This is a genomic window from uncultured Bacteroides sp., assembly GCF_905207245.1.
Classification (GTDB): Bacteria; Bacteroidota; Bacteroidia; order Bacteroidales; family Bacteroidaceae; genus Bacteroides.
In genome coordinates, this window is the sequence record NZ_CAJLKP010000007.1 from 1 (window position 1) to 23,283 (window position 23,283).

The 23,283-nt window shown below is 49.1% G+C and carries 20 protein-coding genes; 2 read left to right on the forward strand and 18 right to left on the reverse strand.

All coding sequences use genetic code 11. From position 1 onward, the window contains the following. The 6 genes from QZ135_RS03635 to trpB all read right to left on the reverse strand — a co-directional run. Window positions 1–396 (reverse strand): phosphoribosylanthranilate isomerase (locus QZ135_RS03635; protein WP_294606047.1); only part of this gene is annotated, 396 nt, incomplete at its 3' end. 88 nt (window positions 397–484) lie between these two features. Further along, window positions 485–1,327 (reverse strand): indole-3-glycerol phosphate synthase TrpC, encoded by an 843-nt coding sequence (gene trpC, locus QZ135_RS03640; protein WP_294606049.1) that lies wholly within the window; start codon window positions 1,325–1,327, stop codon window positions 485–487. Between the two features lie 38 nt (window positions 1,328–1,365). Then, window positions 1,366–2,361 carry an anthranilate phosphoribosyltransferase gene (trpD, locus tag QZ135_RS03645; protein WP_294606051.1) on the reverse strand — a complete coding sequence of 332 codons (996 nt, stop codon included), beginning with the start codon at window positions 2,359–2,361 and terminating at the stop codon, window positions 1,366–1,368. 162 nt (window positions 2,362–2,523) lie between these two features. Continuing rightward, window positions 2,524–3,111, reverse strand: a complete 588-nt coding sequence (locus tag QZ135_RS03650) for an aminodeoxychorismate/anthranilate synthase component II (RefSeq protein WP_294606053.1) — start codon at window positions 3,109–3,111, stop codon at window positions 2,524–2,526. A 15-nt stretch (window positions 3,112–3,126) separates the two neighbouring features. After that, complete coding sequence (locus QZ135_RS03655; RefSeq protein ID WP_294606055.1) at window positions 3,127–4,527, reverse strand: anthranilate synthase component I family protein; 1,401 nt, start codon at window positions 4,525–4,527, stop codon at window positions 3,127–3,129. A gap of 20 nt (window positions 4,528–4,547) precedes the next feature. Continuing rightward, window positions 4,548–5,732: a tryptophan synthase subunit beta gene (gene trpB, locus QZ135_RS03660; RefSeq protein WP_294606137.1), complete on the reverse strand. Its 1,185-nt coding sequence runs from the start codon at window positions 5,730–5,732 to the stop codon at window positions 4,548–4,550. A gap of 583 nt (window positions 5,733–6,315) precedes the next feature. Between trpB and QZ135_RS03665 the strand changes: the two genes are divergently transcribed. Next, the gene (locus QZ135_RS03665) at window positions 6,316–6,885 is read left to right on the forward strand and encodes a DUF308 domain-containing protein (protein ID WP_294606057.1); all 570 of its coding nucleotides are present in this window, start codon (window positions 6,316–6,318) and stop codon (window positions 6,883–6,885) included. 132 nt (window positions 6,886–7,017) lie between these two features. On the opposite strand, the gene QZ135_RS03670 is transcribed toward QZ135_RS03665, so the two are convergent. The 12 genes from QZ135_RS03670 to potA all read right to left on the reverse strand — a co-directional run bounded on the left by QZ135_RS03670 (window position 7,018) and on the right by potA (window position 21,428). Continuing rightward, a complete protein-coding gene (locus tag QZ135_RS03670; protein WP_294606059.1) occupies window positions 7,018–8,313 on the reverse strand; it encodes a S28 family serine protease in 1,296 nt (431 codons plus the stop codon). Between the two features lie 279 nt (window positions 8,314–8,592). Continuing rightward, complete coding sequence (locus QZ135_RS03675) at window positions 8,593–10,782, reverse strand: glutamine synthetase III (protein ID WP_294606060.1); 2,190 nt, start codon at window positions 10,780–10,782, stop codon at window positions 8,593–8,595. Between the two features lie 63 nt (window positions 10,783–10,845). Continuing rightward, window positions 10,846–12,273, reverse strand: a complete 1,428-nt coding sequence (locus tag QZ135_RS03680) for an ammonium transporter (protein WP_294606061.1) — start codon at window positions 12,271–12,273, stop codon at window positions 10,846–10,848. 111 nt (window positions 12,274–12,384) lie between these two features. Next, window positions 12,385–12,741, reverse strand: coding sequence for a P-II family nitrogen regulator (locus tag QZ135_RS03685; protein ID WP_025833288.1), 357 nt, complete (start codon window positions 12,739–12,741; stop codon window positions 12,385–12,387). Between the two features lie 142 nt (window positions 12,742–12,883). Continuing rightward, window positions 12,884–13,603, reverse strand: coding sequence for a hypothetical protein (locus QZ135_RS03690; RefSeq protein ID WP_294606062.1), 720 nt, complete (start codon window positions 13,601–13,603; stop codon window positions 12,884–12,886). Between the two features lie 131 nt (window positions 13,604–13,734). Then, window positions 13,735–14,967, reverse strand: coding sequence for an LL-diaminopimelate aminotransferase (locus QZ135_RS03695; protein WP_294606063.1), 1,233 nt, complete (start codon window positions 14,965–14,967; stop codon window positions 13,735–13,737). Between the two features lie 105 nt (window positions 14,968–15,072). After that, window positions 15,073–15,882, reverse strand: a complete 810-nt coding sequence (gene dapF / locus QZ135_RS03700; protein WP_294606064.1) for a diaminopimelate epimerase — start codon at window positions 15,880–15,882, stop codon at window positions 15,073–15,075. A gap of 374 nt (window positions 15,883–16,256) precedes the next feature. Next, complete coding sequence (locus QZ135_RS03705) at window positions 16,257–17,027, reverse strand: glycerophosphodiester phosphodiesterase family protein (protein ID WP_294606065.1); 771 nt, start codon at window positions 17,025–17,027, stop codon at window positions 16,257–16,259. Between the two features lie 70 nt (window positions 17,028–17,097). After that, window positions 17,098–18,420 carry an ABC transporter substrate-binding protein gene (locus QZ135_RS03710; RefSeq protein ID WP_294606066.1) on the reverse strand — a complete coding sequence of 441 codons (1,323 nt, stop codon included), beginning with the start codon at window positions 18,418–18,420 and terminating at the stop codon, window positions 17,098–17,100. Window positions 18,421–18,425: 5 nt separating this feature from the next. After that, window positions 18,426–19,217 (reverse strand): ABC transporter permease, encoded by a 792-nt coding sequence (locus tag QZ135_RS03715; protein ID WP_294606067.1) that lies wholly within the window; start codon window positions 19,215–19,217, stop codon window positions 18,426–18,428. Then, window positions 19,214–19,987, reverse strand: coding sequence for an ABC transporter permease (locus QZ135_RS03720; RefSeq protein WP_294606138.1), 774 nt, complete (start codon window positions 19,985–19,987; stop codon window positions 19,214–19,216). Before QZ135_RS03720 ends, QZ135_RS03715 begins: the two co-directional genes overlap by 4 nt. Before the next feature lie 16 nt (window positions 19,988–20,003). Next, window positions 20,004–21,428: a polyamine ABC transporter ATP-binding protein gene (potA, locus tag QZ135_RS03725; protein WP_294606068.1), complete on the reverse strand. Its 1,425-nt coding sequence runs from the start codon at window positions 21,426–21,428 to the stop codon at window positions 20,004–20,006. 288 nt (window positions 21,429–21,716) lie between these two features. Here potA and QZ135_RS03730 point away from each other — a divergent pair, with 288 nt between their 5' ends. Beyond that, window positions 21,717–23,264 (forward strand): ATP-binding protein, encoded by a 1,548-nt coding sequence (locus QZ135_RS03730; protein ID WP_294606069.1) that lies wholly within the window; start codon window positions 21,717–21,719, stop codon window positions 23,262–23,264. The last annotated feature ends 19 nt before the right edge of the window (window positions 23,265–23,283 follow it).

Here is a 23,283-nt window from a genome sequence, read left to right on the forward strand (position 1 = left end):
GCCGTAGCGGGCGGTACGGGTGTCGAACAGGTAATAGTTGCAAAAACCTTCATAGTCGGAAACGGCGAGGAGGTCTTTGGGAAGAGCGATGGAGAATGCTTTGATAATCCGGAAACCGTTGGAGTGGAGCGTACGGCAGTATTCGGGTGATTCGTCACCGTGCAACTGAATGTAGTCCAGCCCGAAGCGGTCGGCATACATATGGATGTTCTCTTTAGTCTCATTGACAAATACACCGACACGTTTGGCAAGGGTAGGCAGGTATCTGGGCATCTGGTACAGGTATCTGGGGGACTTGGGGTAGAAAATGAAACCGATCATGTCTACACCTAATACATCTACATTGCGGATGTTATCAGCTTCGGTCATTCCGCATACCTTGATTATTGTATCCATATTTACGATTAGACGATTTACAATTTGCACTTGAGAATACTTCGCTTAGAATTTACGAATATATGAATTTATGTGTAAGTTTCCAAACTTATATTTCATGAATGAGTTCTTTTAGGGTATTTCCGGGGTTTTCGGTACGCATAAATGCCTCTCCCATAAGGAAACCACGGAAACCGGCAGAACGCAATTGACGGATGGTTTCGGGACTGGAGATACCACTTTCGGAGACGAGTAGAGGAGGAGTCTCGAACTCAATGCCGGTAACAGCTTGTTGCAGTTCTTCTGCAATGCGGAAGGAATTCTCCACATCGGTGACGAAGCTGCCGAGGTGGCGGTTGTTGACGCCGACCATATCCGTCTCCTTATATATATAGGAGAGTTCGGACGAACTGTGCACTTCAAGCAGGACTTCGAGCCCCAGTTCATGAGCCTGAAGGGTGAGCGTGTGGCATTCGTCGGGCGTGAGGCAGGCGGCAATGAGTAGGACGGCGTCGGCCCCCACGATGCGGGCTTGCAAAAGCTGGTACTCGTCGATAATGAAATCCTTGCGTAAGATAGGTATATTGACGAGTGGGCGCACGGTGCGGATGTCACGCAGGGTTCCGCCAAAGAATTTCTCGTCCGTGAGGATGGAGAGGACGGAGGCACCGGCGGCTTCATAAGCCGGAGGAATAAGTTCGGCCTGTGCAGTTTCCTTAATCCAGCCTTTGGAGGGTGAACGGCGTTTGAACTCGGCGATGATGCCGGAGGGAGAAGAAGCAAGAGACTGCTTCATGCTGCGGTGCCGGAGGGTACCGGCAGCCTGTGCGGTGGCGTCTTCATGAAGCATAGCGGCAGCTTGTTCCTGCAGTTGACTGAGGGAGACTGCTTGTTTCTGCTGTGCTATTTCAATTCGCTTGTGGGCGATGATTTCGGATAAAATATCTTTCATTGTTTATGGTTTTTGGGAGTTGACAACTAATTCCCTTGTCAACTATTAATCATTATAAATTTCTTCAATGTTTCCAGTGCCCGTCCGCTTTCCAGCGATTCGCGGGCGATGGCGATACATTCTTCGATTTCCCTTTCAGGTTCCATCACCTGGATGGCAAAGGCGGCATTGACGATGACGCATTGCGTTTGGGCAGGGGTGGCGCGATTGTGGAGGATATTGTCGAAGATGCGGGCGGCGTCTTCCTTGCAGGCTCCGCCGAAGAGCTCTTCGGGGCGGGCGGCGTGGAAACCGAGGGCTTGCGGACGGTAGATGCGTTCATAATTACGCGTCATAACCTTAAACTCGTCCGTAAGGGAGATTTCATCATAACTGTCGAGGCTGTTGACTACGGCGAAATCAATGCCGAGCCTGTAAAAGACATTGGTGTAAAGACGCATCTGGGCAAGGTCGGCAACGCCAAGCAGTTGGTAGGCAGGCTTGCAGGGATTGACGAGCGGACCCAGCAGATTGAACAGGGTGCGCACTCCCAATGCCTTGCGCACAGGGCCGACGAACTTCATGGCAGGATTGAAAAGTTGGGCGTGCAGATAGGCGAGATTGCACTCGTCCATGCTACGTTTCAACTTGTCGGGGTCGTTGGTGAAACGGACGCCGTGCTGTTCGATGACATTGCTGGCGCCGCTGACGGAAGTGGCACCATAATTGCCATGTTTAGCTACTTTATAACCGGCTCCGGCTACGACAAAACAGGCACAAGTAGAGATGTTGAAAGTGTTCTTTCCGTCACCTCCTGTGCCGACAATATCAATGGGGTGATAGGGCGCGAAGTCGATAGGGACACAAGTCTCCATAAGGGCTTCGCGAAAGCCGATTAACTCTTCTACTGTGATGCTACGCATCTGGAAAACAGTTAGTAATGCGGAAATTTGAGCCTCGGGATACTTCTCCCGGGTGATATTAAGGAGGATTTGCTTGGTTTCCTCCGAAGTGAGCTCTTCGTGATTGAAGAGACGGGTTAATATATCTTTCATTTTTTAATTTACGAATTATGATTTGCGAATTATAATTGAAAAAAACTCAGCATTTGAAATGCCTCACATCAACGCCTGAAATGCCACATGTCAACGATTGAAATGCCACATGTCAGAGGCTGTGAAGTGACGCATCGGGCTTAACGAAGTGTGGCATTTGCCTTACCGAAGTGCCTCATTGAAAAGCCAGTTTTTCAGGATTGTTTTTCCGTCGGGCGTCAGCACCGATTCCGGGTGGAATTGTATACCGTGAATGTCAAACGTCCGGTGTTTCAGCGCCATGATTTGACCTTCGGGACTGAGGGCGGTGATGGCAAGCTCTTCGGGGAAATTCTCGGTATCCACTACCCAGGAATGGTAACGGCCGACAGGAATTTCAGCAGGCAGGCCGGAGAAGAGGGGGTCGGGAGTGATTAGTGGTGCGCTAATCACTATATTCGTTTGCACGCCGTGAAAGACTTCGCTCAGATTGGTAAGTTTGCCGCCGAAGACCTGACCGATGGCTTGCTCACCCAGGCAAACACCGAGTATAGGTTTGCGTCCGGCATAGGTGCGGATGACGTCGAGAAGCAATCCGGCTTCTTCGGGAATGCCCGGACCGGGGGACAGGATGATTTTGTCGTATGCTTCAAGTTCGTCGAGGGTGAAGCAATCGTTGCGCAGAACATCTACTTCTGCACCGAGTTCTTTCACCAAATGGGCAAGGTTGTAGGTGAAAGAGTCGTAGTTATCTATGATTACTGTTTTCATTGCTATTTTTGATTTCTACATTTTTTCTGCCATAATGATGGCCTTTTTCAGCGCTCCCAGTTTATTGTTGACTTCCTGCAACTCGTATTCTTCGTTGCTTTTGGCTACGATGCCACCACCTGCTTGGAACCAAAGAACTCCGTTACGGCTGACAAAGGTGCGGATGGTGATGGCTTGGTTCAGCGAGCCGTTTAGTCCGATAAAACCGATGCACCCTCCGTAGGCACCACGGTTGTGCGGTTCCAGTTCGCTGATGAGCTGCATGGCACGCACTTTCGGCGCGCCGCTCAGAGTGCCGGCGGGGAAGGTGTCGATGAAGGCTTTGATGGGTTTGGCATCCTCATTCAACGTGCCGCTGACACGGCTGACGAGGTGGATGACGTGGCTGTAATACTGCATCTCCTTGTAGAAATCCACTTTTACATCATGGCAGTTGCGCGAAAGGTCGTTGCGGGCAAGGTCGACAAGCATGACGTGTTCAGCATTTTCTTTGGGGTCATCGTGCAGGTATTGGGCATTCTTGGCATCCTGTTCAGGGTCTCCGGTGCGCTTAGTGGTGCCGGCAATGGGGTCGATGTAGGCATGGCGGCCTTCGATGCGACAGTGGGTTTCGGGGGACGAACCGAAGATACGGAAACCGCCGAAGTCGAAATAGAACAGATAAGGAGAGGGATTGATGCTGCGCAGGGCACGGTAGAGCTTGAAGTCGTCGCCTACGAAGCGTTGTTCGAAGCGGCGGGAGAGAACGATTTGGAAAACGTCTCCACGCAGACAATGGGCAATGCCTTGGCGGATATTTGCCTTGTGCTGTTCGTCGGTCAGCGAAGAAGTGGTTTCGCCGACGGCACGGAAGTCGTAGGCGGTGTAGTTGCGGTTGTGGATGGCCTTTTGCACGGTGTCCAGCTCACTTTTTTCACCGGGGGCGAGCATTTCGAGAAGCACCATTTCATTCTTGAAGTCATTGAAGACAATGAGATATTGATAGAGGATATAGAGCATATCCGGTGCGTCGTTGGTGGTTTCGCGGCTGTCCTTGACGGGGATGTCTTCGAAATAGCGCACGGCGTTGAAAGAGGTGTAGCCATAGAGGCCGCAGTAGCTGGCGTATTCACCTTCGACGTGGAAGCGGCTGAGGAAATCTTCCAAAGCATCCTCTACACGGTATTCTTGTGTGACGGGATGTTCTTCGCGGGTGCCGTCGGGCAGGCGGAAAATGGCCGTCCCGTGGTCGATGCTGACGCTTGCCAACGGGCAAAGGCCGATGAAGGAACGGTTGTTTTCGCTGCCGTGATAGTCCGAGCTCTCCATGAGGGCACTTTGAGGGAATACGTCACGGACCTTAAGATAGGTACTTACGGGAGTATGCAGGTCCCCGAGAATCGTACGACTATGCGTTTGGTAGTTGTATATATTCATAACCCTTTAATTTTTAATTTTCAATTTTTAATTAATTCAAGGTATGTCTCTATATCCTTGTCTCCACGTCCGGAAACGGTCAGGACAACCACATCTTCGGGCTTGAAAGTCAGTTTTTCGAGGGCACCGAGGGCATGGGCGCTTTCCAGGGCGGGGATGATGCCTTCCAGTTTCGTCAGTTCGTAGGCGGCACGGATGGCTTCGTCGTCATTTACGGCGAGGACGATGGCACGTTTTTGTGCAGCAAGGTTGGCATGTATGGGACCGATGCCCGGGTAGTCCAGTCCGGCGGAGATGGAATAAGGCTCTTCAATCTGTCCGTCTTCGTTCTGGATGACGTAGGTGCGGGCACCGTGGATGATACCCATTTTGCCGAGGGCGATGGTGGCGGCAGTCATTCCGGTATCTACTCCTTTTCCTCCGGCTTCGGCAAGGACGATTTGAACGCGTGTGTCGTCGATGTAGTGGTAAATGGTTCCGGCAGCGTTGCTTCCGCCACCTACACAGGCGATAAGGTAGTCGGGGCAGTCGCGGCCTTCTTTTTCCATAAGTTGCTTTTTGATTTCCTCGCTGATGACGGATTGCAGGCGGGCTACCATATCAGGATAAGGGTGCGGACCGACTGTGGAGCCTATAATGTAGTAAGTATCAGCAGGATGACAGCACCAGTCGCGGATGGCTTCGTTCGTGGCATCTTTCAGGGTCATGTTGCCGGAAGTGACGGGGATGACAGTTGCACCGAGCATCTTCATCTTTTCTACGTTGATGTGCTGGCGTTCTACGTCCGTCTTGCCCATGTAGACGATGCATTCCATATTCATCAGGGCGCAGACGGTAGCAGCGGCTACACCATGTTGCCCGGCGCCGGTTTCGGCGATGATACGGCGTTTGCCCATGCGGCGCGCCAGGAGGATTTGCCCGATGGTGTTGTTGATTTTGTGGGCGCCTGTGTGGTTCAGGTCTTCGCGTTTGAGGTAGAGTTTGCAGCCATACTTTTCGGAAAGGCGGTGGGCGTAATAGAGTGGGGAGGGACGACCTACGTAGTCACGCAGCAATCGGTCGAACTCTTGCTTAAAGTCTTCACTTTGCAGCACTTTGAGATAGGTGTTCTGCAATTCTTCTACACACTTGTGGAGTATTTCGGGAACATATGCTCCACCGAACTCTCCGTAATAGCCATCTTGATTTACTAAAAAACTCATAATCTTATATTTTTAATTTATTTCAGTTGACAAGGTTTTTAGTTGACAAGGGGACAAGGGGGAAGAGAAAACCGGTGAACTTGTATCTTGCTTCCTTGGCAACTAAAAAGAAAGAGCCCTGTCGCAGGTTGCGACAGGGCTCTTTCTTTTTCTATATAATGTTCACATATATACATACGAGCGCTGCTCCCTTACGACTGTCGGAGTTGTAACGGGCGCCACCACCAATATGTATTTACGAGCATTGTTTTCATTGTCTTTTTGTTTTAGCTGGGGGCAAATGTAATCACTTTGTTTTAAATACCAAAGAATTTCTTGCTTTTTTTCTTTCTAAGAACAATTTTCTTAAAAACTTGTTTTATAATGGTATAAAAAAAACAACCATTACTCATATAAAAAAGAAAGGATGAACTATGAAACGGAAACATTTAGTCGCCATTGGCGTATCGATTGCTATTCTCTTGTTACTTTACTGGTTATTGGTGGCCGAAGATATGAACGCTTGGCTGAACGTTAATTGATTTTTTGTGACTTTCTTGTGGAGTTATGCGGATAAAAATGTATCTTCGCAAAAAATCATAAGCTCATGAAAGGAATAAGTAACTCATTTTTGCGCACGATATGTGCGCTGGTAATAGGTCTGATATTGGTGATGTTTCCCAATGAGGCGGGCGATTACCTGGTTATAACGATTGGTGTCGTGTTCCTGATACCGTCGCTCTTAAGTATTATCGGGTATTTTGCAATGAATGCGGAGGAAAGGCACCGTCTTCCTATTGAGGGAATTGGTAGCTTGTTGTTCGGCCTTTGGTTAGTGATTATGCCCGGTTTCTTTGCTGATTTACTGACGTTTGTATTGGGATTTATCTTGGTGCTGGGAGGTATACAACAGATTGCGTCATTGTCGGCGGCCCGCCGTTGGATGCCGGTTCGTGCAGGATTTTATATCATTCCGGTACTTATTCTGATTGCAGGTCTGATTGCTTTGTTCAATCCGACAGGAGTACGTTCAACAGCGTTTATTATTATCGGCGTCACCAGTATAATTTATGCGGTTTCGGAGTTGCTGAACTGGTTCACGTTTACGCGTAAACGGCCGAAGATGCCGGTTGCACCGAAGGATAGGGATATTGAGGATGCGGAAATCATAATTTAGCGCAAAGTGCTAAATTGAGTTACGAGCTACCAGTTACGAGTTGCTGCGCTGTGTTGGTGTGCGAAAGTTTTTTTGCCTGGCTATTACACTGAAACTTACTCGTAACGGGTAGCTCGTAGCTTGTAACTTAATTTATTTCAGCCATTCATTTATCAGCTCCATCACCTCTTTCTTTTCTTTTTCGGGCAACGTACTGATGCGTGCCAGATGGCTTCCATTCGGCTGGATAAATATGTGAATATTCTTCTTATTTTTCAGCCAGGTGACGCCTGCTGCTGTCCACGGGTCGTTCTGACCATAGATGAAAATCATTTTCGGATCGTTCTTCTTTAGGAACTTTGTTATTTTCTTGCTAAGGGTTTTGTCGAAAGCCATATCTTTCAGTTCTTCGGGGAGCATCAGACGGTGCAGATAACCCTTGCTTGACTTGATGGAGAGGTATTCCTTGAAAGGCTCGATGTCATAACCATAGTAACCCAGTTCGCGGGCTGCCTGCACGAAGAAAGAAGCATTCGGGCTGTTGGGAGTGAAGTAGCCGGGTTCGCTGATGGCAAGCAGGTGCTTGAAAATGTCATCATCCGAAGCGGTGGTGGCGGGAATGGAACTGATGGGAGTACCCCATTGCCACAAGGCGAAGGAATATTCCAATACCGAGTAATCGTAAATTTCTTCGATAGGAACATTGAAGGAATATTTCTTTTCAGCACAATATTTCTCGAAACGGGGGAGCAGGGTTGCTTTCCGTTTCAATACTTCCAGTTGGAAATCTTCAATTTTCTTGCGGTTTTCGGCTGTGGATACATGGTGGAGGAAGGGTTCATGGCGACCGTCTTCTACTCCATAGCAAAGCGGGGCTACGTAGGGGACGGAAATATCTACATCGTCCGGATAGAAGGTGCGGTAGAGGAGGGTGGTTTGTCCGCCCTTACTGATACCTGTGGCAATCCATTTGCCCGGATAGATGTTCTTGAATGCGGTAGTGACGGCGTGCAAGTCGTCTGCGGAATTCTCGGCTGTGAGGTATTGCCAGTCCTTGGGTTCGGGAGTGGATTCCAGGAAATAACGGTATTCCACGAATATCATGTTGGCATTGAGAAGCTTTGAAAGTTCTTCGCGATATTTGGGGCGGAGGGCATAGGCGGCACCATAACCTTCGGTGACGATAACTGTGGGACGGTCGAAACCGACATGGGAAACGATGACGCGCTGGTGGAAACTGCCTTTTTCCGGATGGCGGTGATCCAACGGCTGAGTAAAATAGGTGACGTACTTCTCTGTGAATTCGGAGGTTTCCAACGGACGGACTTCCTTGATGGCGGAAATCTTACTTAATTTTTGTTTCAGAGCAGTTTGTGCGGATAAGGATGCCGGAACTGCCAGCAACACAAAGAGTAAAAAGGTCGCGTAGCGAATGTGTATGTTATTCATTATAATAGGATTTTAAATTCGGGGTAAAGATACTACATTTTCTGAATATTAGGAAGATGTACTTTTCTTTTGCCTTGATACTTTTTCTTTCGGGCAAACGAAAGAAAAAGTATAATCAACAGATTAAAAAAAGAGAGAGAACTGCCTCGCGGCACCTCTCCCCCTGCAAACTTAAAACAACCAACAAAAGAAATTTATTAAATGAGGAATGAAGAATGAAGAATTGCCGTGCGGCGTGCTTGCATAGCGCAGCTAAATTCTTCATTCCTCATTCTTCATTTAACGAATGAACAAGAGTTCTCTGTATTTGGGCAACGTCCACATCTGGTTGTCAACAATCAGTTCCAGCTTGTCGATGTGGTAACGGATCTCTTCCATGGCCGGCACGATGGTGTCGTGGTAGGCGATGGCTTTCTCACGTTCACTCTCAATCTTGTTGGCAACCTTGCGGGCTTCGATCATGGCATCTACATGCTCTTTGATGAAAGCGGTTCGGTCGGCAATCTCTTCGATGAGTTCCAGATTCTTGGCAGACAGTTTTGCAGCTTTATCGCCGGGGAACAGGTCTTTCATCTTGTAAACGTTGTCGATGAGATCCGTTTGATATTGCGTTGCCACGGGGATGATGTGGTTCATCGCCAAATCACCCAATACACGGGCTTCAATTTGGATTTTTTTAGTGTATGTTTCCCATTTCACCTCGTTGCGGGCTTCCAGCTCTTTCCGGCTCAGGACACCGGTGGCTTCAAACATCTTGATGCTTTCCGGTTTCAGATAGCTGTCGAAGATAAGGGGCACGCTGGTTTCGCAATCCAGACCGCGCTTCATGGCTTCGGCTTTCCATTCATCGCTGTAGCCGTTACCGTCGAAGTGGATGGGCTTGCAAATCTTGATGTACTGTCGAATCACTTCGAGAATGGCCGAAATCTTCGGCTCACCTTTTTCGATGAGGGCATCCACATCTTTTTTGAATTCCACCAGTTGTTCGGCCACGGCAGCGTTCAGGGCAATCATGGCGCAAGCACAGTTGGCTTCGGAGCCTACGGCGCGGAACTCAAAACGATTGCCGGTGAAAGCGAACGGGCTGGTGCGGTTACGATCGGTGTTATCGATGAGCAACTCGGGAATCTGCGGAATGTCCAGCTTCATGCCCTGTTTGCCACTGAGACTTACAAGGTCGTCCTTGGTGCTCTCTTCGATGTGTTCCAATACCTGTGACAACTGTTTGCCGAGGAAGCTGGAGATGATTGCGGGAGGTGCTTCGTTGGCGCCCAGGCGGTGTGCGTTGGTAGCACTGGAGATAGCTGCCTTTAGCAATCCGTTGTGCTTGTAAACCGCCATCAGGGTGTTCACTACGAAGGTGATGAAACGCAGGTTGTCTTCGGGCAGCTTGCCGGGACCCATCAGTCCGATACCGGTGTCCGTACCCAATGACCAGTTGTTGTGTTTACCGCTACCATTGACACCCTTGAAAGGCTTTTCGTGCAGCAATACGCGAAAGCCATGGTTGCGGGCTACTTTACGCATCAGTGCCATGATGAGCATGTTATGGTCTACCGCCAGGTTACATTCTTCGAAGATAGGAGCCAGTTCAAACTGGTTGGGGGCTACCTCGTTGTGACGGGTTTTGACGGGGATGCCGAGCTTCAATGCTTCAATTTCCAATTCCTTCATGAAGGCGGCCACGCGGGTGGGGATGGCTCCGAAATAGTGGTCTTCGAGCTGCTGGTTCTTGGCACTGTCGTGACCCATGAGCGTGCGTCCGGTCATCAACAGGTCGGGGCGGGCAGCGTAAAGTCCTTCGTCAATCAGGAAATATTCCTGTTCCCAGCCCAGGTAGGCAACCACCTTCTTCACTTCGGGATTGAAGTAGCGGCATACGTCTACGGCAGCTTTGTCTACGGCACGCAGGGCTTTCAGCAACGGTGCCTTGTAGTCTAGAGACTCGCCGGTGTATGCGATAAAAATGGTCGGGATGCAGAGCGTATCATCGACGATGAAAGCCGGAGAGGAGGGGTCCCATGCGCTGTAACCGCGTGCTTCGAATGTATTGCGGATACCGCCGTTAGGGAAGCTGGATGCATCCGGTTCCTGCTGGACGAGGAGTTTGCCTGTGAATTCTTCCATCACACCGCCTTTGCCGTCGTGTTCGATGAAAGCGTCATGCTTCTCAGCCGTACCTTCGGTGAGCGGGTGGAACCAGTGAGTGTAGTGGGTAACACCCATTTCGAGTGCCCATTTCTTCATGCCGGCTGCCACTTCATCAGCGATGCTGCGGTCCAGTGGGGCACCATTGTCAACCACGTCAATCAGTTTGGCATACACCTTGCTGGGCAGATACCTGAACATCTTTTCCTTGTTGAATACATACTTGGCATAATATTCCGACGGACGTTCCGCGGGGGCTGCCACTGCAACGGGTTTCTTCTTAAACGCCGTTTCAACTACTCTGAATCTCAATTTTGACATAATACCTTGAGTTGTAATTGTTGGTTTATAAAAACATATTTGTTAGAGTAAAAAAACTCTTGTTTAGTTGTAGGCTGATTCGCCATGTTCGTAAATATCGAGTCCTTCTTCTTCCACTCGTTTCGGAACGCGGAGACCGTGCACGATGTCGAGTCCTTTGAAGATGAGATAACCCATACCTGCCGCCCATGCGCCTACCACGAGGGCACCGAATACCTGTGCGCCGAGGAAGCCTGCACCTGCACCGTAGAAGAGACCTTCGCTGGTGGAGAAAAGCCCCGTGAGTATCGTTCCGAGAAAACCGCAGACACCGTGTACGGAAGAGGCACCCACAGGGTCATCAATCTTAAGAACTTGGTCGATGAACTCCACCGAGAAGATCATTACAATGCCGCAGATGGTACCGATGATGACTGCTCCAAGCGGGGAAACCGCATCACAACCTGCCGTGATACCTACCAACCCTGCCAAGATACCGTTCAGTGTGAGTGACAAGGACGGTTTGCTGAACTTCAACCAACTGACTACCAGTGCGAAGAAACCGCCTGCACAGGCTGCAAGGTTTGTGGTGAGGAATACGTGTGAGATAGCTTCCTGATCGGCGGTAGAAGCCGCCGCCAATTGTGAGCCGGGGTTGAAACCAAACCAGCCGAACCACAGGATGAATACGCCGAGGGCTGCAATCGTGAGGTTGTGTCCCGGAATGGCTCTGGATTTGCCGTCTTTGCCATACTTGCCGATACGCGGACCGAGGATAGCCGCACCTACCAGTGCGATCCAGCCACCGACAGAGTGGACCACCGTAGATCCTGCGAAATCGTGGAACGTAGTGCCGAACAGGTTCATCATGAACGAACCCTCTTCACCGTCCATCAGCCATCCGCCGCCCCAGGTCCAATGACCGGATACGGGGTAAATCAGTACGCTGATGAAGATGGTGTATACCAGATACATGGAGAATTTGGTGCGCTCTGCCATAGCCCCCGATACGATAGTGGCTGCTGTGGCGCAGAATACGGTCTGGAAAACCAGAAAACCTTCTGTGGGCAGTCCGCCACCGTCATAGAACGAGAGGTCGAAGAAGTGGGGCATTCCCACGAAACCGCCTACGCCGAACATCAGCCCGAAACCGATGAACCAGTAGAGAAGGGAGCCAAACATGAAGTCTACGAAGTTCTTCATCAGGATGTTGGCGGTGTTCTTCACCCGGGTGAATCCAGCTTCCACCAGTGCAAAGCCCGGCTGCATGAAGAATACCAGCATAGCGGCAAGAAGCATCCATACTGTGTTAAGTCCGTTTACCAGTTCTCCCGAGGTGTCGGGAACGGCTTTTTCTGTAGAAATCTGCTCTGTGATAGTTATAGCTGTGGTTGATAGACTGTCCGTTGTAACGACATCCTGTGCGAAAATTTCTGTTACCATGCAGGTTGCCATAAGGACAACACTGACTATCCACAGCTTGGCAATGCTGCGTTTTTTATATTTATCCATAAGTTTTTGCTTTTTGTTGTACTTGTATTTTTTGCTTCTTATCGATGGGGGTAAATATTCACTCCATTTATGCGAGACATTCGCCCCTTTGTGGTTTGTAGCTGCCCGAGCCTATCTTTCCTGCTCGGCATTATAGAGGGCGATGTCGCCCCTTTCGGCAGTGCGGATGCGGATGGCGTCTTCAATGGGGATGACGAAGATACGTCCGTCGCCGATTTCTCCGGTTTGTGCGGATTTGATGATGGCTTGCACGGTCTTCTCCGCATTCTTATCGCGCACTACGATGGAGACCAGAATGCGTTCAATGGAACTGGTGTCATACATTACGCCACGGTAGATGCGTGCCTGGCGGGATTTTCCTATGCCTCTTACGTCGTAGTAGGAGAACCATTCGATGTCCGCTTCAAGCAATGCGTCCTTTACATCCTCGAATTTGGTTTTACGGATAATTGCTTCAATCTTTTTCATACCTTAAACAATTTGTGGTTTTAACTTCTTTAGTTGACAGGGTTTTCAGTTGACAAGTTGACAAGGGCCTTCCGGTATGCCTGTATCTTATCCTTGTCCCCTCGTCCCCTTGCCTCCTTGTTCCCTATTCTTATTTCTCTTTTTAAAAACTAACGCCTGCTGCGAAGTAGGCTCCCTGCGTATGGGGATTGAATGTCAACTGCGCGAAAACGGGCAGTGAGAAGGAGTTGCTGAATTTGATCTCTTTTTCAGCTTTCAATGTAAGGTTGGTGACGTTGAACTTGTCGGCATATGCACCTTCCCATGGGATTATACCTACTTCTGCCGACCAGTCCAGACCCCCCAGTTTGAAAGGGGCACTGATGCCTACATAAGTGGAATAGGCTCTGTCGCCGTTTTCTTTCATGTAGTCGTCTCCGGCAAAATAAGTGTTCCAACTTAGTGCCAGAGGGCCGAAGTCGTATCCCAAAGTCGCTTCAAAGATATGTGCCGTGCTGTGCGCACCATACTTGAAGTAATCTCCCGTATATCCACCGTCTTTTTTGTGATAAGAGAACCAGTAATCGGTGACTGCCACACTGAAACCGCCTGTGGTGTAGTCCAGTGTAAGGTCAATTTCCCTGGCATCGTCTTTGTCGATTCCTACCGAACCCCATGCCGTCAGCGACAGGCCTTTGTATCCCACCGACATGCTGGGTTGAATGCTCACTCCGCCACAGTCTGTGCCACGCCAGATGTAACCACTTACCAGGTCGGCACCGACTGATGCCTCCACTTTCTCCTGTGCCTTTGCCGTGAAGGGTAGGGCTGCTGATAATAATGCGATTGCTATTACTTTCAATTTTACGTTTTTTGTATTCATATCCTTTTACCTTTTTAAATTTAGAAAAATTGCGGATGATCAGTCCGGTGAAACAGCTGTTATTTAAGTATAATGTTTTCTGTTAGTCGATACCATCTGTCATGCTGAGCTTGTCGAAGCATCTCTTCTCTCTACATCAACCATTTCCTGATTCTCTTCATCGCCTCCGTGCAATCTTCGTGATTGCCGAAAGCCGTCAGCCGGATGTAACCCTCTCCGCTGGGACCGAAACCTACGCCGGGTGTTCCCACTACGTTGGCCTCATACAACATTTGTTCAAAGAATCGCCAGGAACCGACTCCGTTCGGTGTTTTCAGCCAGATGTAAGGGGCGTTTACGCCGCCGTACACTTTCAGTCCGGCTGCTTCCAGACCTTCTTTCATCGTCCGGGCGTTGTTCATATAGTAATCTATGTTTTCCTTTATCTGTCGTTTGCCCTCCGGGGTGTATATGGCTTCAGCAGCCCGTTGGGTGATGTAGCTGGTGCCGTTGAACTTGGTGCATTGGCGGCGGTTCCACAGACGGTTCAGTGCAATGCGCTCGCCGGTAAGTGTAGCGGCTGTCAGTTCTTTCGGAACCACGGTGTATCCGCAACGTACCCCGGTGAACCCGGCTGTTTTTGAGAAACTGCGGAACTCGATGGCACACTTCTTGGCTCCTTTTATTTCATAGATGGAGTGGGGTACGTCCTCTTCTTGTATAAATGCCTCATAAGCTGCATCAAACAGGATGAGGGTATCATTGGCAAGTGCGTAGTCCACCCATTTCTTTAGCTGGGTCTTGGTCAGCGTGGTTCCCGTCGGGTTGTTCGGGTAACAGAGATAAACGATGTCGATGCGCTTGTCCGGTATCTCGGGGACGAAGTTGTTTGCGGCGGTGCAGGGCATGTAGGTCACGTTGCTCCATTTTCCGCCTTCTTCCAGCACTCCGGCGCGGCCACACATCACATTGCTGTCTATGTATACCGGATAGATGGGGTCGGTCACTCCCACACTGTTGTCGTGGCGGAGGATATCTCCGATGTTACCCGTATCGCTTTTGGCTCCATCATTGACGAACACTTCCGTAGGGCTGAAATGAATGCCTCTCGGGGCGTAATCGTGCTTGATGATGGCTTCAATCAGAAAATCGTATCCCTGTTCGGGGCCGTATCCGCGGAAAGTCTTCCCGTTTGCCATCTCATCCACTGCCTTGTGCATCGCTTCGATGCAGACCGGTGGCAGTGGGCGGGTAACGTCTCCGATACCCAAACGGATGACATCTTGCTTGGGGTGTGTTATCCTGAAAGTATTCACCTTTTTAGCTATGTCTGAAAATAAATAACTTCCCGGTAATTTTAAAAAATGTTCGTTTACTAATGCCATACTTTCTTGTTGTTTTAAGCGTATTGATAAATGAAGAATGAAGAATGATGAATGAAGAATTGGCTGCGCTATTGTGCCGCATGGTAATTCTTCATTCTTCATTCATCATTTATAATTAATTTCTCCATCGAACACCCTGACCGCTCCTCCGGTCATCATTACGTGTCCGCTTTTCTCGTCCCATTCAATGGTGAGAGTGCCTCCATCCATGATGATGTCTGATGTTCTTCCTGTTCTTCCTGTGAGGGCGGCTGCTACGGCAGTGGCGCAAGCTCCTGTGCCGCAAGCTTGGGTGATGCCCGAACCTCTTTCCCATACCCGCATCCGGATTTTGCCGTCTTCAAGTATCTGGGCGAACTCAACGTTAATTCGTCCGGGGAATAACGGGTGGTTTTCCAGTTTCGGGCCAATGTTTTCGAGGTCTATCTTTTTTATATCATCTACGAAGATTACCAGATGGGGATTTCCCATTGATACGATGGTTCCGGTGAATTTCCGTCCGTCGGATTCTACGGTTTGTTCCTGCATGTCGGCAGGGGTGCCCATGTCTACGGTGACGGTATCCACTTTTTCGTCTTCTACATGAAGTTTCAGTACTTTGATGCCCGAAAGAGTATCGAGGGTGACTGCTGTTTTTGAGGTCAGTCCATATTCGTATAGGTATTTGCCGATGCAACGGCTGGCGTTGCCACACATTTTGGCTTCGGAGCCATCTGCATTGAAGATGCGCATGCTGAAATCAGCTTTGTCCGAACTGCCGATAAGTACCAGACCGTCACTTCCAATTCCTGTGTGCGGGGCGCTCCATGCAACCGAAAGTTTTTCAGGACTTTCGATGGGGTATTTCGTGGTGTCTACATAGATGTAGTCGTTACCCGCTCCATGCATCTTGGTGAATTTAATCATTCTTGTCATTTTGTACTCTGTTAGTGAATTAATGTTTCCTTTTGTTTTAATCACGATGCAAAGATACGACATTTTGATTGTTATTTAATAAAAACAATACCTTATTTCTATTTTTGGTGTTTCATCTTTCAGTCGCTGCAAATATACACTATTCAAGTTTCAATTTAAAAGTTTGCAGAGGGATATTTGGCAGATTTGTTATTTATAGAATTATTTCCGCATATTCATTCTGGGTGAAAAAGGGAGTTAATGCTTGGTTTTTGCAGAAAAGTGAAGTTTGGGGGATGAAAAAACCGTTTCATAAATATCATTATGAAACGGTTTTATTGTTTTTAGTAACTAAATGTATTTCAAGAAATAGCTTATTACTGTCTTTGAAAAAGTTATTTCTTTTTCAATATCTCCTGCAATAATACAGGTTCATTGGTGGTGATAAAGTCCACACCTTCGCCGATGAGCCATTCCATGTCTTTGACATCGTTCACTGTCCAGGCATTCACTTTCATACCGAGGTCGTGGCATTCTTTAATCCATTCGGGGTGTTTCTTGAATACGCTGAAGTGATAGTCGGGACCGGCGCATCCCCATTCTTTCAACTCTTTTGGGCTGATGTCACCTTCCAGATAGTAGACGGGAGTATCTTTCGGGGCGAGACGGATAAACTCCTTACAGGCGTGGCGGGAAAAGGTGATGTACTCGGTGCGGTCTGCCAAGCTCATTTTCTTTATCATTTTCACGATTTGCTCTACAGCTCGGGTTTCCTGTTCGGGAGTTTTATGCGCTTTAAGCTCCAGGATAAGGCGGGTTTTCAGTTGCTTGGCCTTCTTGAGGTATTGCTTTAGGGTAGGGAGATTCTCACCATTATCGAGGATGATAGAAGTACACTCTTTCTCGGTGGATGTTTCCATACGGACACCTTTGAAGACACCGTCGTGGTCTACGATAAGTTTATTGTCGGCAGTGAGCCATACGTCGAACTCGGAACCGTAGCAATTGATAGAATCGGCTTTTATCAGAGCGGCGATGCTGTTTTGGGCGGAGCCATCTGTTTTCCAGAAGCCACGGTGAGCGATAACTTGGGTGTTTTGTGCCTGCACAGTGCCATATGCTGCAATGGATAGGGCAGAGGCGAATAAAAGTTTTTTCAGATTCATAGGTGTTTGATTTTAAATTCGCCGCAAGTTACGAAATAATCCTATATATGATGTTTCATTTATATGATAATTAACGCCGCATACGCCGTCTGCGACGATGGTGGCGTTTCTTCTGCTTATAGACACTGATCCGTTTCCATACAATCCAGACAAAGAGCGCACCGAAAACGGCAAAGATGAGGAGTACGATGCCGGTGTTCAGATTATCGCCTTTGACGCGGCTCCACATTTCGAGGACGAGTTCCGTGCGGTCGCCAAAGTCGCGAATCATGGCACAACGCTCTACGACTTTGCGGTCGGGGTACTGGATAGGATTGATTTGAATGCTGTCTGCTCCAGGACCGAAGAAGTAACTGAGGTCGGAGAATTGTTCAAGGGTGGTATCGAGCTTTGCCTCCATGATTTCGGGGGTTGCTACGGCACTGACGTAACCAATGGCATCCATGTTGCGCAGGGCAATGTCCGGCTGGCAAAGGTAGTTGATGAAGTAGCTGGCGGCTTTCACGTTGCGGGCATACTTGGGGATGGCCCAGCCATCGTACCAGATGTTGCTGCCTTCGCGGGGAACCGTATAATCGAGGCTGACACCCACGGCTTCGGCTTCTTCGATGGCCCAGACGGCATCACCGCTCCATGTGAGGTTGAGCCATGCCTTGTTTTTGGTCATCATTTCTTTTCCGAAGTCAGCTTCCCAACCGGCGATATTGGGTTTCATGGCTTTTAGGTATTGCTCTGCCAGGGCGATGGCTTCGGGGGAGTTGTCGTTCATCAGTTGCTCAACGGTGATGGTGCTGTCGGCAAGCTGACGGGCGTGGGCGTAGATGATGGCAGTGCCGTAAGCATCGCGGTAGCTGTCTTTCATCAAGATTTTACCACGGTTTACGGCATCCCAGAGGCATCCCCAGGAACTGACTTCTTCGAGGGTTTTGAATTTCTTGTTATAGAGAATGCCGGCCGTGCCCCACATGTAGGGAACAACATAGTCGTTAGTATGGCGGTTGGGCTGGCTGATTTTCTCCAGTTCTTTACGGATGTAAGGTGAGATGTTGGGGATGTAGTCCGGAGTTTTGCCAAAATCGCGGTTGATGGGGAGGAGGAGATCCTTTTTCAACATACGCTCAATGATGTATTCCGAGGGGCATATGAGGTCGAAGTCTTCCTGCCCACGTTCGATTTTGGTGAGCATGATTTCATTGATATCGAATACCTGGTAGATGATGCGGATATCTTCTCCTGTCTGCTCTTTGTACCAGGCGGGGAACTCGGCAAGGACGGTTTCGTCGATGTAGTCAGCCCAATTGTAGACTTTCAGGACACGGCTGCGCTTCTCGCCGGAGCTGGTGCAGGAGGCAAGGAGAAGGATGCAGAGGAGGAAGGATATGTATTTTTTCATTGTTTTTATTCTTTCTTGGAACGTTCCGCTCTCTTATTAATCACAATCAGCAACACTAACACCGTTATGAAGATGATGGTTGACAGCGGGCGCAATTCCGGGGTCAATCCTCCCTTGCGTGCATCGGCGTAGATATAGGTGGAAAGTGTTTCCAGACCTTCGTTTCCAATGGTGAAAATGGTCACTGCAAAATCATCGATGGAAAGGGTGAAGGCGAGGATAAAACCGCTTATCATTCCCGGCAGAATCTCCGGAAAGATGACCTTACGCAATGCCTGGAAAGGCGTAGCTCCCAGGTCGAGAGCGGCTTCGTAAACGTTCTGGTTCATCTTTTTCAGGCGGGGCATGACGCTGAGCACCACATACGGGGTACAGAAAGTGATATGCGCCAGCACCACCGTTGGGAATCCCTGCGAGATGCCGAAGCTGACAAACAACAGGAACAGCGACACACCTGTGATGATGTCTGCATTCATCATTGGTATGGCATTGGTGAAGTTCATCACTTGGCGGGCACGGGAACGCAGGTTGAAGATGCCGATGGCTGCCAGGCTGCCCAGCAGCGTAGATGCCGTGGCTGCAATCAGCGCGATGGCAAACGTGTTCCAGATAGCATTCATCAGCGAGTGGTGCATACCGCCGGTGAAGAGAGAACTGTATAATTTGGTGGAGAACCCGGTCCAGTTGCCCAGCACCTTGGCTTCGGTGAAAGAGAAAATCATAATAATCAGGATGGGCGAATAGAGCAGTGCCAGCAGCAACCACAAATATCCCTTGGCAAGTATACGTGTCATCATATCACACCTCCGCTTTCGTTTTGAGTACTGTCGTCCTCGTTTGTAAACAAGGCGGTGACGCCAATCAGCAACAGCATAATGAGCGACAGGGCAGCACCGTAGTTCCACATTCCGTTATAAATGCTCTCCTGTACGGTGGTACCGAACAACTTGATATTGTTCATCGTCAGCAGCTCGGCAATGGCGAAGGTGGAGACGGTGGGCATGAAAACCATCACCACGCCACTCATAATACCCGGCATGGAAAGAGGCAGAATCACTTTCCGGAACACTTGCAGAGGCGTAGCACCCAAGTCTTGGGCAGCTTCTATCAGGCTGCCGTCCATCTTCTGCAACGTATTGTAGATAGGGTATATCATGAACGGCAGAAAGTTGTAGACCATACCGAACACCAGCGCACCTTCGCCCAACGGCAGGTTGAGGAAGTCGAACAGTGCCACGGTGGCAAGTGTGCGTATCAGGATGTTCACCCACATAGGCAGGATGAACAGTACGACCATGGTCTGGGAAGTGTTGAAGCGTTTCTGACTCAGGATATATGCGGCAGGATAACCCAGAATGAAACATGCCAGTGTGGTGATGACGGCTATCCCGATGGAGTAAACAAATGTGTTGATGGCTTCGGGGTGCATCATGAACTTGCGGAAGTTGGCGAATGTGAACGCGCCTTCGGCGTCCGTGAAAGCGTAGAGCACGATGAGCAACAAGGGCATCACCACGAAGATGACGAGAAACAGGGCGTAGGGAACAGTCCAGTTCCGGCGACGCATGAAGAAACGGGATATATTACTGAGCACTTCCTTTCTTATTAGTGGGTTCAACAATAGCAGAGGGGGGCATCACCCGGATGTTCTGCGGAGCGATGGTGATGCCGACGCGGTCACCGTCGTCCCAGACGTCGTTGGTGTCGACAAAAATATCTTCGTCCCAGTCCGTAAACACGGTGAGATGGTAATGGTTGCCTTTGTAGAGGATAAATTTCACTTCACCCGTCAGATGGCCGTCTTCTTCGTTGTCTTCGAGGATGACATTCTGGAAATCAATCTCTATCTGTACGTTGCTGCCCGGTTCGATGCCTTGCACTTCGGCGCACTCAAAGGTATAGCCGAGGAATTCGACGTGCTGTCCATCAATCAGTCGTCCGGAGAAAGTGTTGCAGGTGCGTTCCTTCTTCATGACGTGGATGTCGAAGGGCTTCACGAGCAGGCCCACTTCGCGTCCGGCTTCGAAGCTGTGGTAGTCCTGCACCATGAATTCGTAACCTTCGTTGGTCTGCACCATCATTTCGTAGTGCACGCCTTTGAAGATGCAGGAGGTGACGGTACCTGTCAGTTGGGCGGCAGCAGAGGGTTCGAAGATATAAATGTCTTCGGGGCGAAGAACGACGTCGACAGGGGTGTTGACGCCGAAGCCCTTGTCCACACATTCAAATTCGTGTCCGGCAAAGGAGACGGATTTATCCTGAAGCATGAGGCCGTTCAGGATGTTGCTTTCGCCGATGAAGTCGGCAACGAAAGAGTTGATGGGTTCGTTGTAAATGTCGGTCGGGGTGCCTATCTGCTGGATGCGGCCTTCGCTCATCACAACGATGGTGTCGCTCAGGGTAAGGGCTTCTTCCTGATCGTGGGTGACGTAGATGAAGGTGATGCCGAGTTTCTGGTGCATCTCTTTCAGTTCCATCTGCATATCCTTGCGCATTTTCAGGTCGAGGGCGGCGAGGGGTTCGTCCAGTAGCAACACTTCCGGCTCGTTGACGATGGCGCGGGCGATGGCTACGCGCTGTTGTTGTCCGCCGGAGAGGGAGTCGACGTCACGGTCTTCGTAGTCCGTCATGCCCACCATGCGGAGGGCCTGTTTCACCTTCTTGCCGATGGTGGCTTCGGGCATCTTCTTGAGTTTCAGTCCGAAAGCGATGTTATTGTACACATTCAGATGAGGGAAGAGAGCATACTTCTGGAAGACGGTGTTCACCGGGCGTTGGTGCGGCGGTGTCTGTGTGATGTCGCGTCCGCCGATGGTGATGATGCCTTCCGAGGCGGTCTGGAAACCGGCTATCAGGCGAAGCAAGGTAGTCTTGCCACAACCGGAGGGACCCAGGATAGTTACAAATTCGCCCTTACGGACAGAGAGGTTCACATCATTCAGTACAGCCTTGTCTCCAAAGAATTTCGATACGTGCTCCACACCGATGATGCAGTCAGACTTTTGCATAAGCGTTATTAAGTTTAACCCAAAAACGAATTGAACGAATTCTGCTTTTTCGAAAAAAGCGGGGCAAAGGTAGGGAATAAATCGGGAATATGAAAGAGGAGGTGCATCGTAAATAATGCAACGGAATATTTTGTTTCGGAAAACATTATTATCTTTGAAGAAGATAAGCTGCATCTCAGCATAACTTTTTCATGCAAGCATGAAAGTTCTGTGTTCGATTTGCATTATCTTTGTCGCATTAATGAGTACCTATTAAATGTGTACTATATAGTATAAGGAGATAAGGACATGAGTAACAGGATATATCCCATCGGGATACAGAACTTCGAGAAGATTCGCAAAGAAGGGTACGTTTATGTGGATAAAACCGCATTGATGTATAAGTTGGTGAAGAGCGGAAGTTATTACTTCCTTTCCCGCCCCCGCCGTTTTGGGAAGAGCTTGCTTATTTCCACGCTCGAAGCCTATTTCGAGGCAAAACGGGACTTGTTTGAAGGCCTGGCGGTGGAAACTCTGGAAAAAGACTGGGTGAAGCGTCCTGTGTTGCATCTGGACTTGAATATCGGGAAATATGATACACCGGATAGTTTGGACAAGATACTGGACAGCAACTTGTCAAAGTGGGAAGAACTTTATGGAACCGGTGTTGCTGAGAGTACCCTTGCCCTGCGCTTTGCAGGAGTTGTGGGACGAGCCTATGAGCAAAGTGGCGAACGTGTAGCCATTCTCATCGACGAATATGACAAGCCCTTGCTCCAAGCTATCGGCAACGAGGAACTGCAACGTGAATTCCGTAACACTCTGAAACCTTTCTATGGTGTACTGAAAACCATGGATGGCTGCATCAAGTTTGCCCTGCTGACAGGAGTGACCAAGTTTGGCAAAGTCAGTGTGTTCAGTGACCTGAACAATCTGAATGACATCTCCATGGACGAGCCGTTTATTTCCATCTGTGGAATCACCGAAAAGGAGATACATCTTAATTTTGAAGAGGACCTGTACGAATTGGCAGCCGCGCAGAAAATGACGTATCAGGAAGTATGCAATGAGCTGAAAGAGTGCTATGACGGTTATCACTTCACGGAAAACACTGATGGCATCTACAATCCTTTTAGTCTGCTGAATACATTCTTTAAGATGAAATTCGGCAACTACTGGTTTGAAACCGGAACGCCTACCTATCTTGTGGAGTTGCTGAAACGCAATCACTACGACTTGGAGCGCATGGCGCATGAAGAAACGAATGCTGACGTGCTGAATTGTATTTATGGCGACGATGAGCCCATACCGGTCATTTTCCAGAGCGGATACCTCACGATAAAGGGGTATGATAAGGAATTCGGTCTTTATCGTCTCGGTTTTCCGAACCGGGAAGTGGAAGAGGGCTTTATCAGATTTCTGATGCCATTCTATACCCGTTTCAACCAGTTGGAAGCGCCGTTTGAGATACAAAGATTTGTTCGTGAGATACGTGCCGGGCAACCTAACGCTTTCTTTAAGAGGCTGCAAAGCTTCTTTGCTGACACACCTTATGAATTAGTGAAAGACTTGGAATTGCATTATCAAAACGTGCTGTTTATCGTCTTTAAACTGGTAGGTTTCTACACACAGGCAGAGTATCACACTTCGGAAGGGCGGGTGGACTTGGTGGTGAAGACTTCCGATTACATTTACGTCATGGAATTTAAACTGGAAGGTACTGCCGAGGAGGCTTTACAGCAGATAAAAGAAAAGCAATATGCTCTTCCTTTTGAGGCAGATCCGAGGAAATTATTCAAAATAGGTGTGAACTTCAGCAATAAAACAAGGAATATAGAGAAGTGGATTGTTGAATGACAGAATGCTACTCTTCATC

Excerpts from the sequence above, each read along its gene's own strand:
- trpC (WP_294606049.1), bottom strand. The coding sequence starts at position 1,327 with ATGAAAGATATTTTATCCGAAATCATCGCCCACAAGCGAATTGAAATA.
- trpD (WP_294606051.1), bottom strand. The coding sequence starts at position 2,361 with ATGAAAGATATATTAACCCGTCTCTTCAATCACGAAGAGCTCACTTCG.
- QZ135_RS03650 (WP_294606053.1), bottom strand. The coding sequence starts at position 3,111 with ATGAAAACAGTAATCATAGATAACTACGACTCTTTCACCTACAACCTT.
- QZ135_RS03655 (WP_294606055.1), bottom strand. The coding sequence starts at position 4,527 with ATGAATATATACAACTACCAAACGCATAGTCGTACGATTCTCGGGGAC.
- QZ135_RS03665 (WP_294606057.1), top strand. The coding sequence starts at position 6,316 with ATGAAAGGAATAAGTAACTCATTTTTGCGCACGATATGTGCGCTGGTA.
- QZ135_RS03670 (WP_294606059.1), bottom strand. The coding sequence starts at position 8,313 with ATGAATAACATACACATTCGCTACGCGACCTTTTTACTCTTTGTGTTG.
- QZ135_RS03675 (WP_294606060.1), bottom strand. The coding sequence starts at position 10,782 with ATGTCAAAATTGAGATTCAGAGTAGTTGAAACGGCGTTTAAGAAGAAA.
- QZ135_RS03680 (WP_294606061.1), bottom strand. The coding sequence starts at position 12,273 with ATGGATAAATATAAAAAACGCAGCATTGCCAAGCTGTGGATAGTCAGT.
- QZ135_RS03685 (WP_025833288.1), bottom strand. The coding sequence starts at position 12,741 with ATGAAAAAGATTGAAGCAATTATCCGTAAAACCAAATTCGAGGATGTA.
- QZ135_RS03690 (WP_294606062.1), bottom strand. The coding sequence starts at position 13,603 with ATGAATACAAAAAACGTAAAATTGAAAGTAATAGCAATCGCATTATTA.
- QZ135_RS03695 (WP_294606063.1), bottom strand. The coding sequence starts at position 14,967 with ATGGCATTAGTAAACGAACATTTTTTAAAATTACCGGGAAGTTATTTA.
- dapF (WP_294606064.1), bottom strand. The coding sequence starts at position 15,882 with ATGACAAGAATGATTAAATTCACCAAGATGCATGGAGCGGGTAACGAC.
- QZ135_RS03705 (WP_294606065.1), bottom strand. The coding sequence starts at position 17,027 with ATGAATCTGAAAAAACTTTTATTCGCCTCTGCCCTATCCATTGCAGCA.
- QZ135_RS03710 (WP_294606066.1), bottom strand. The coding sequence starts at position 18,420 with ATGAAAAAATACATATCCTTCCTCCTCTGCATCCTTCTCCTTGCCTCC.
- QZ135_RS03715 (WP_294606067.1), bottom strand. The coding sequence starts at position 19,217 with ATGATGACACGTATACTTGCCAAGGGATATTTGTGGTTGCTGCTGGCA.
- QZ135_RS03720 (WP_294606138.1), bottom strand. The coding sequence starts at position 19,987 with ATGCGTCGCCGGAACTGGACTGTTCCCTACGCCCTGTTTCTCGTCATC.
- potA (WP_294606068.1), bottom strand. The coding sequence starts at position 21,428 with ATGCAAAAGTCTGACTGCATCATCGGTGTGGAGCACGTATCGAAATTC.
- QZ135_RS03730 (WP_294606069.1), top strand. The coding sequence starts at position 21,717 with ATGAGTAACAGGATATATCCCATCGGGATACAGAACTTCGAGAAGATT.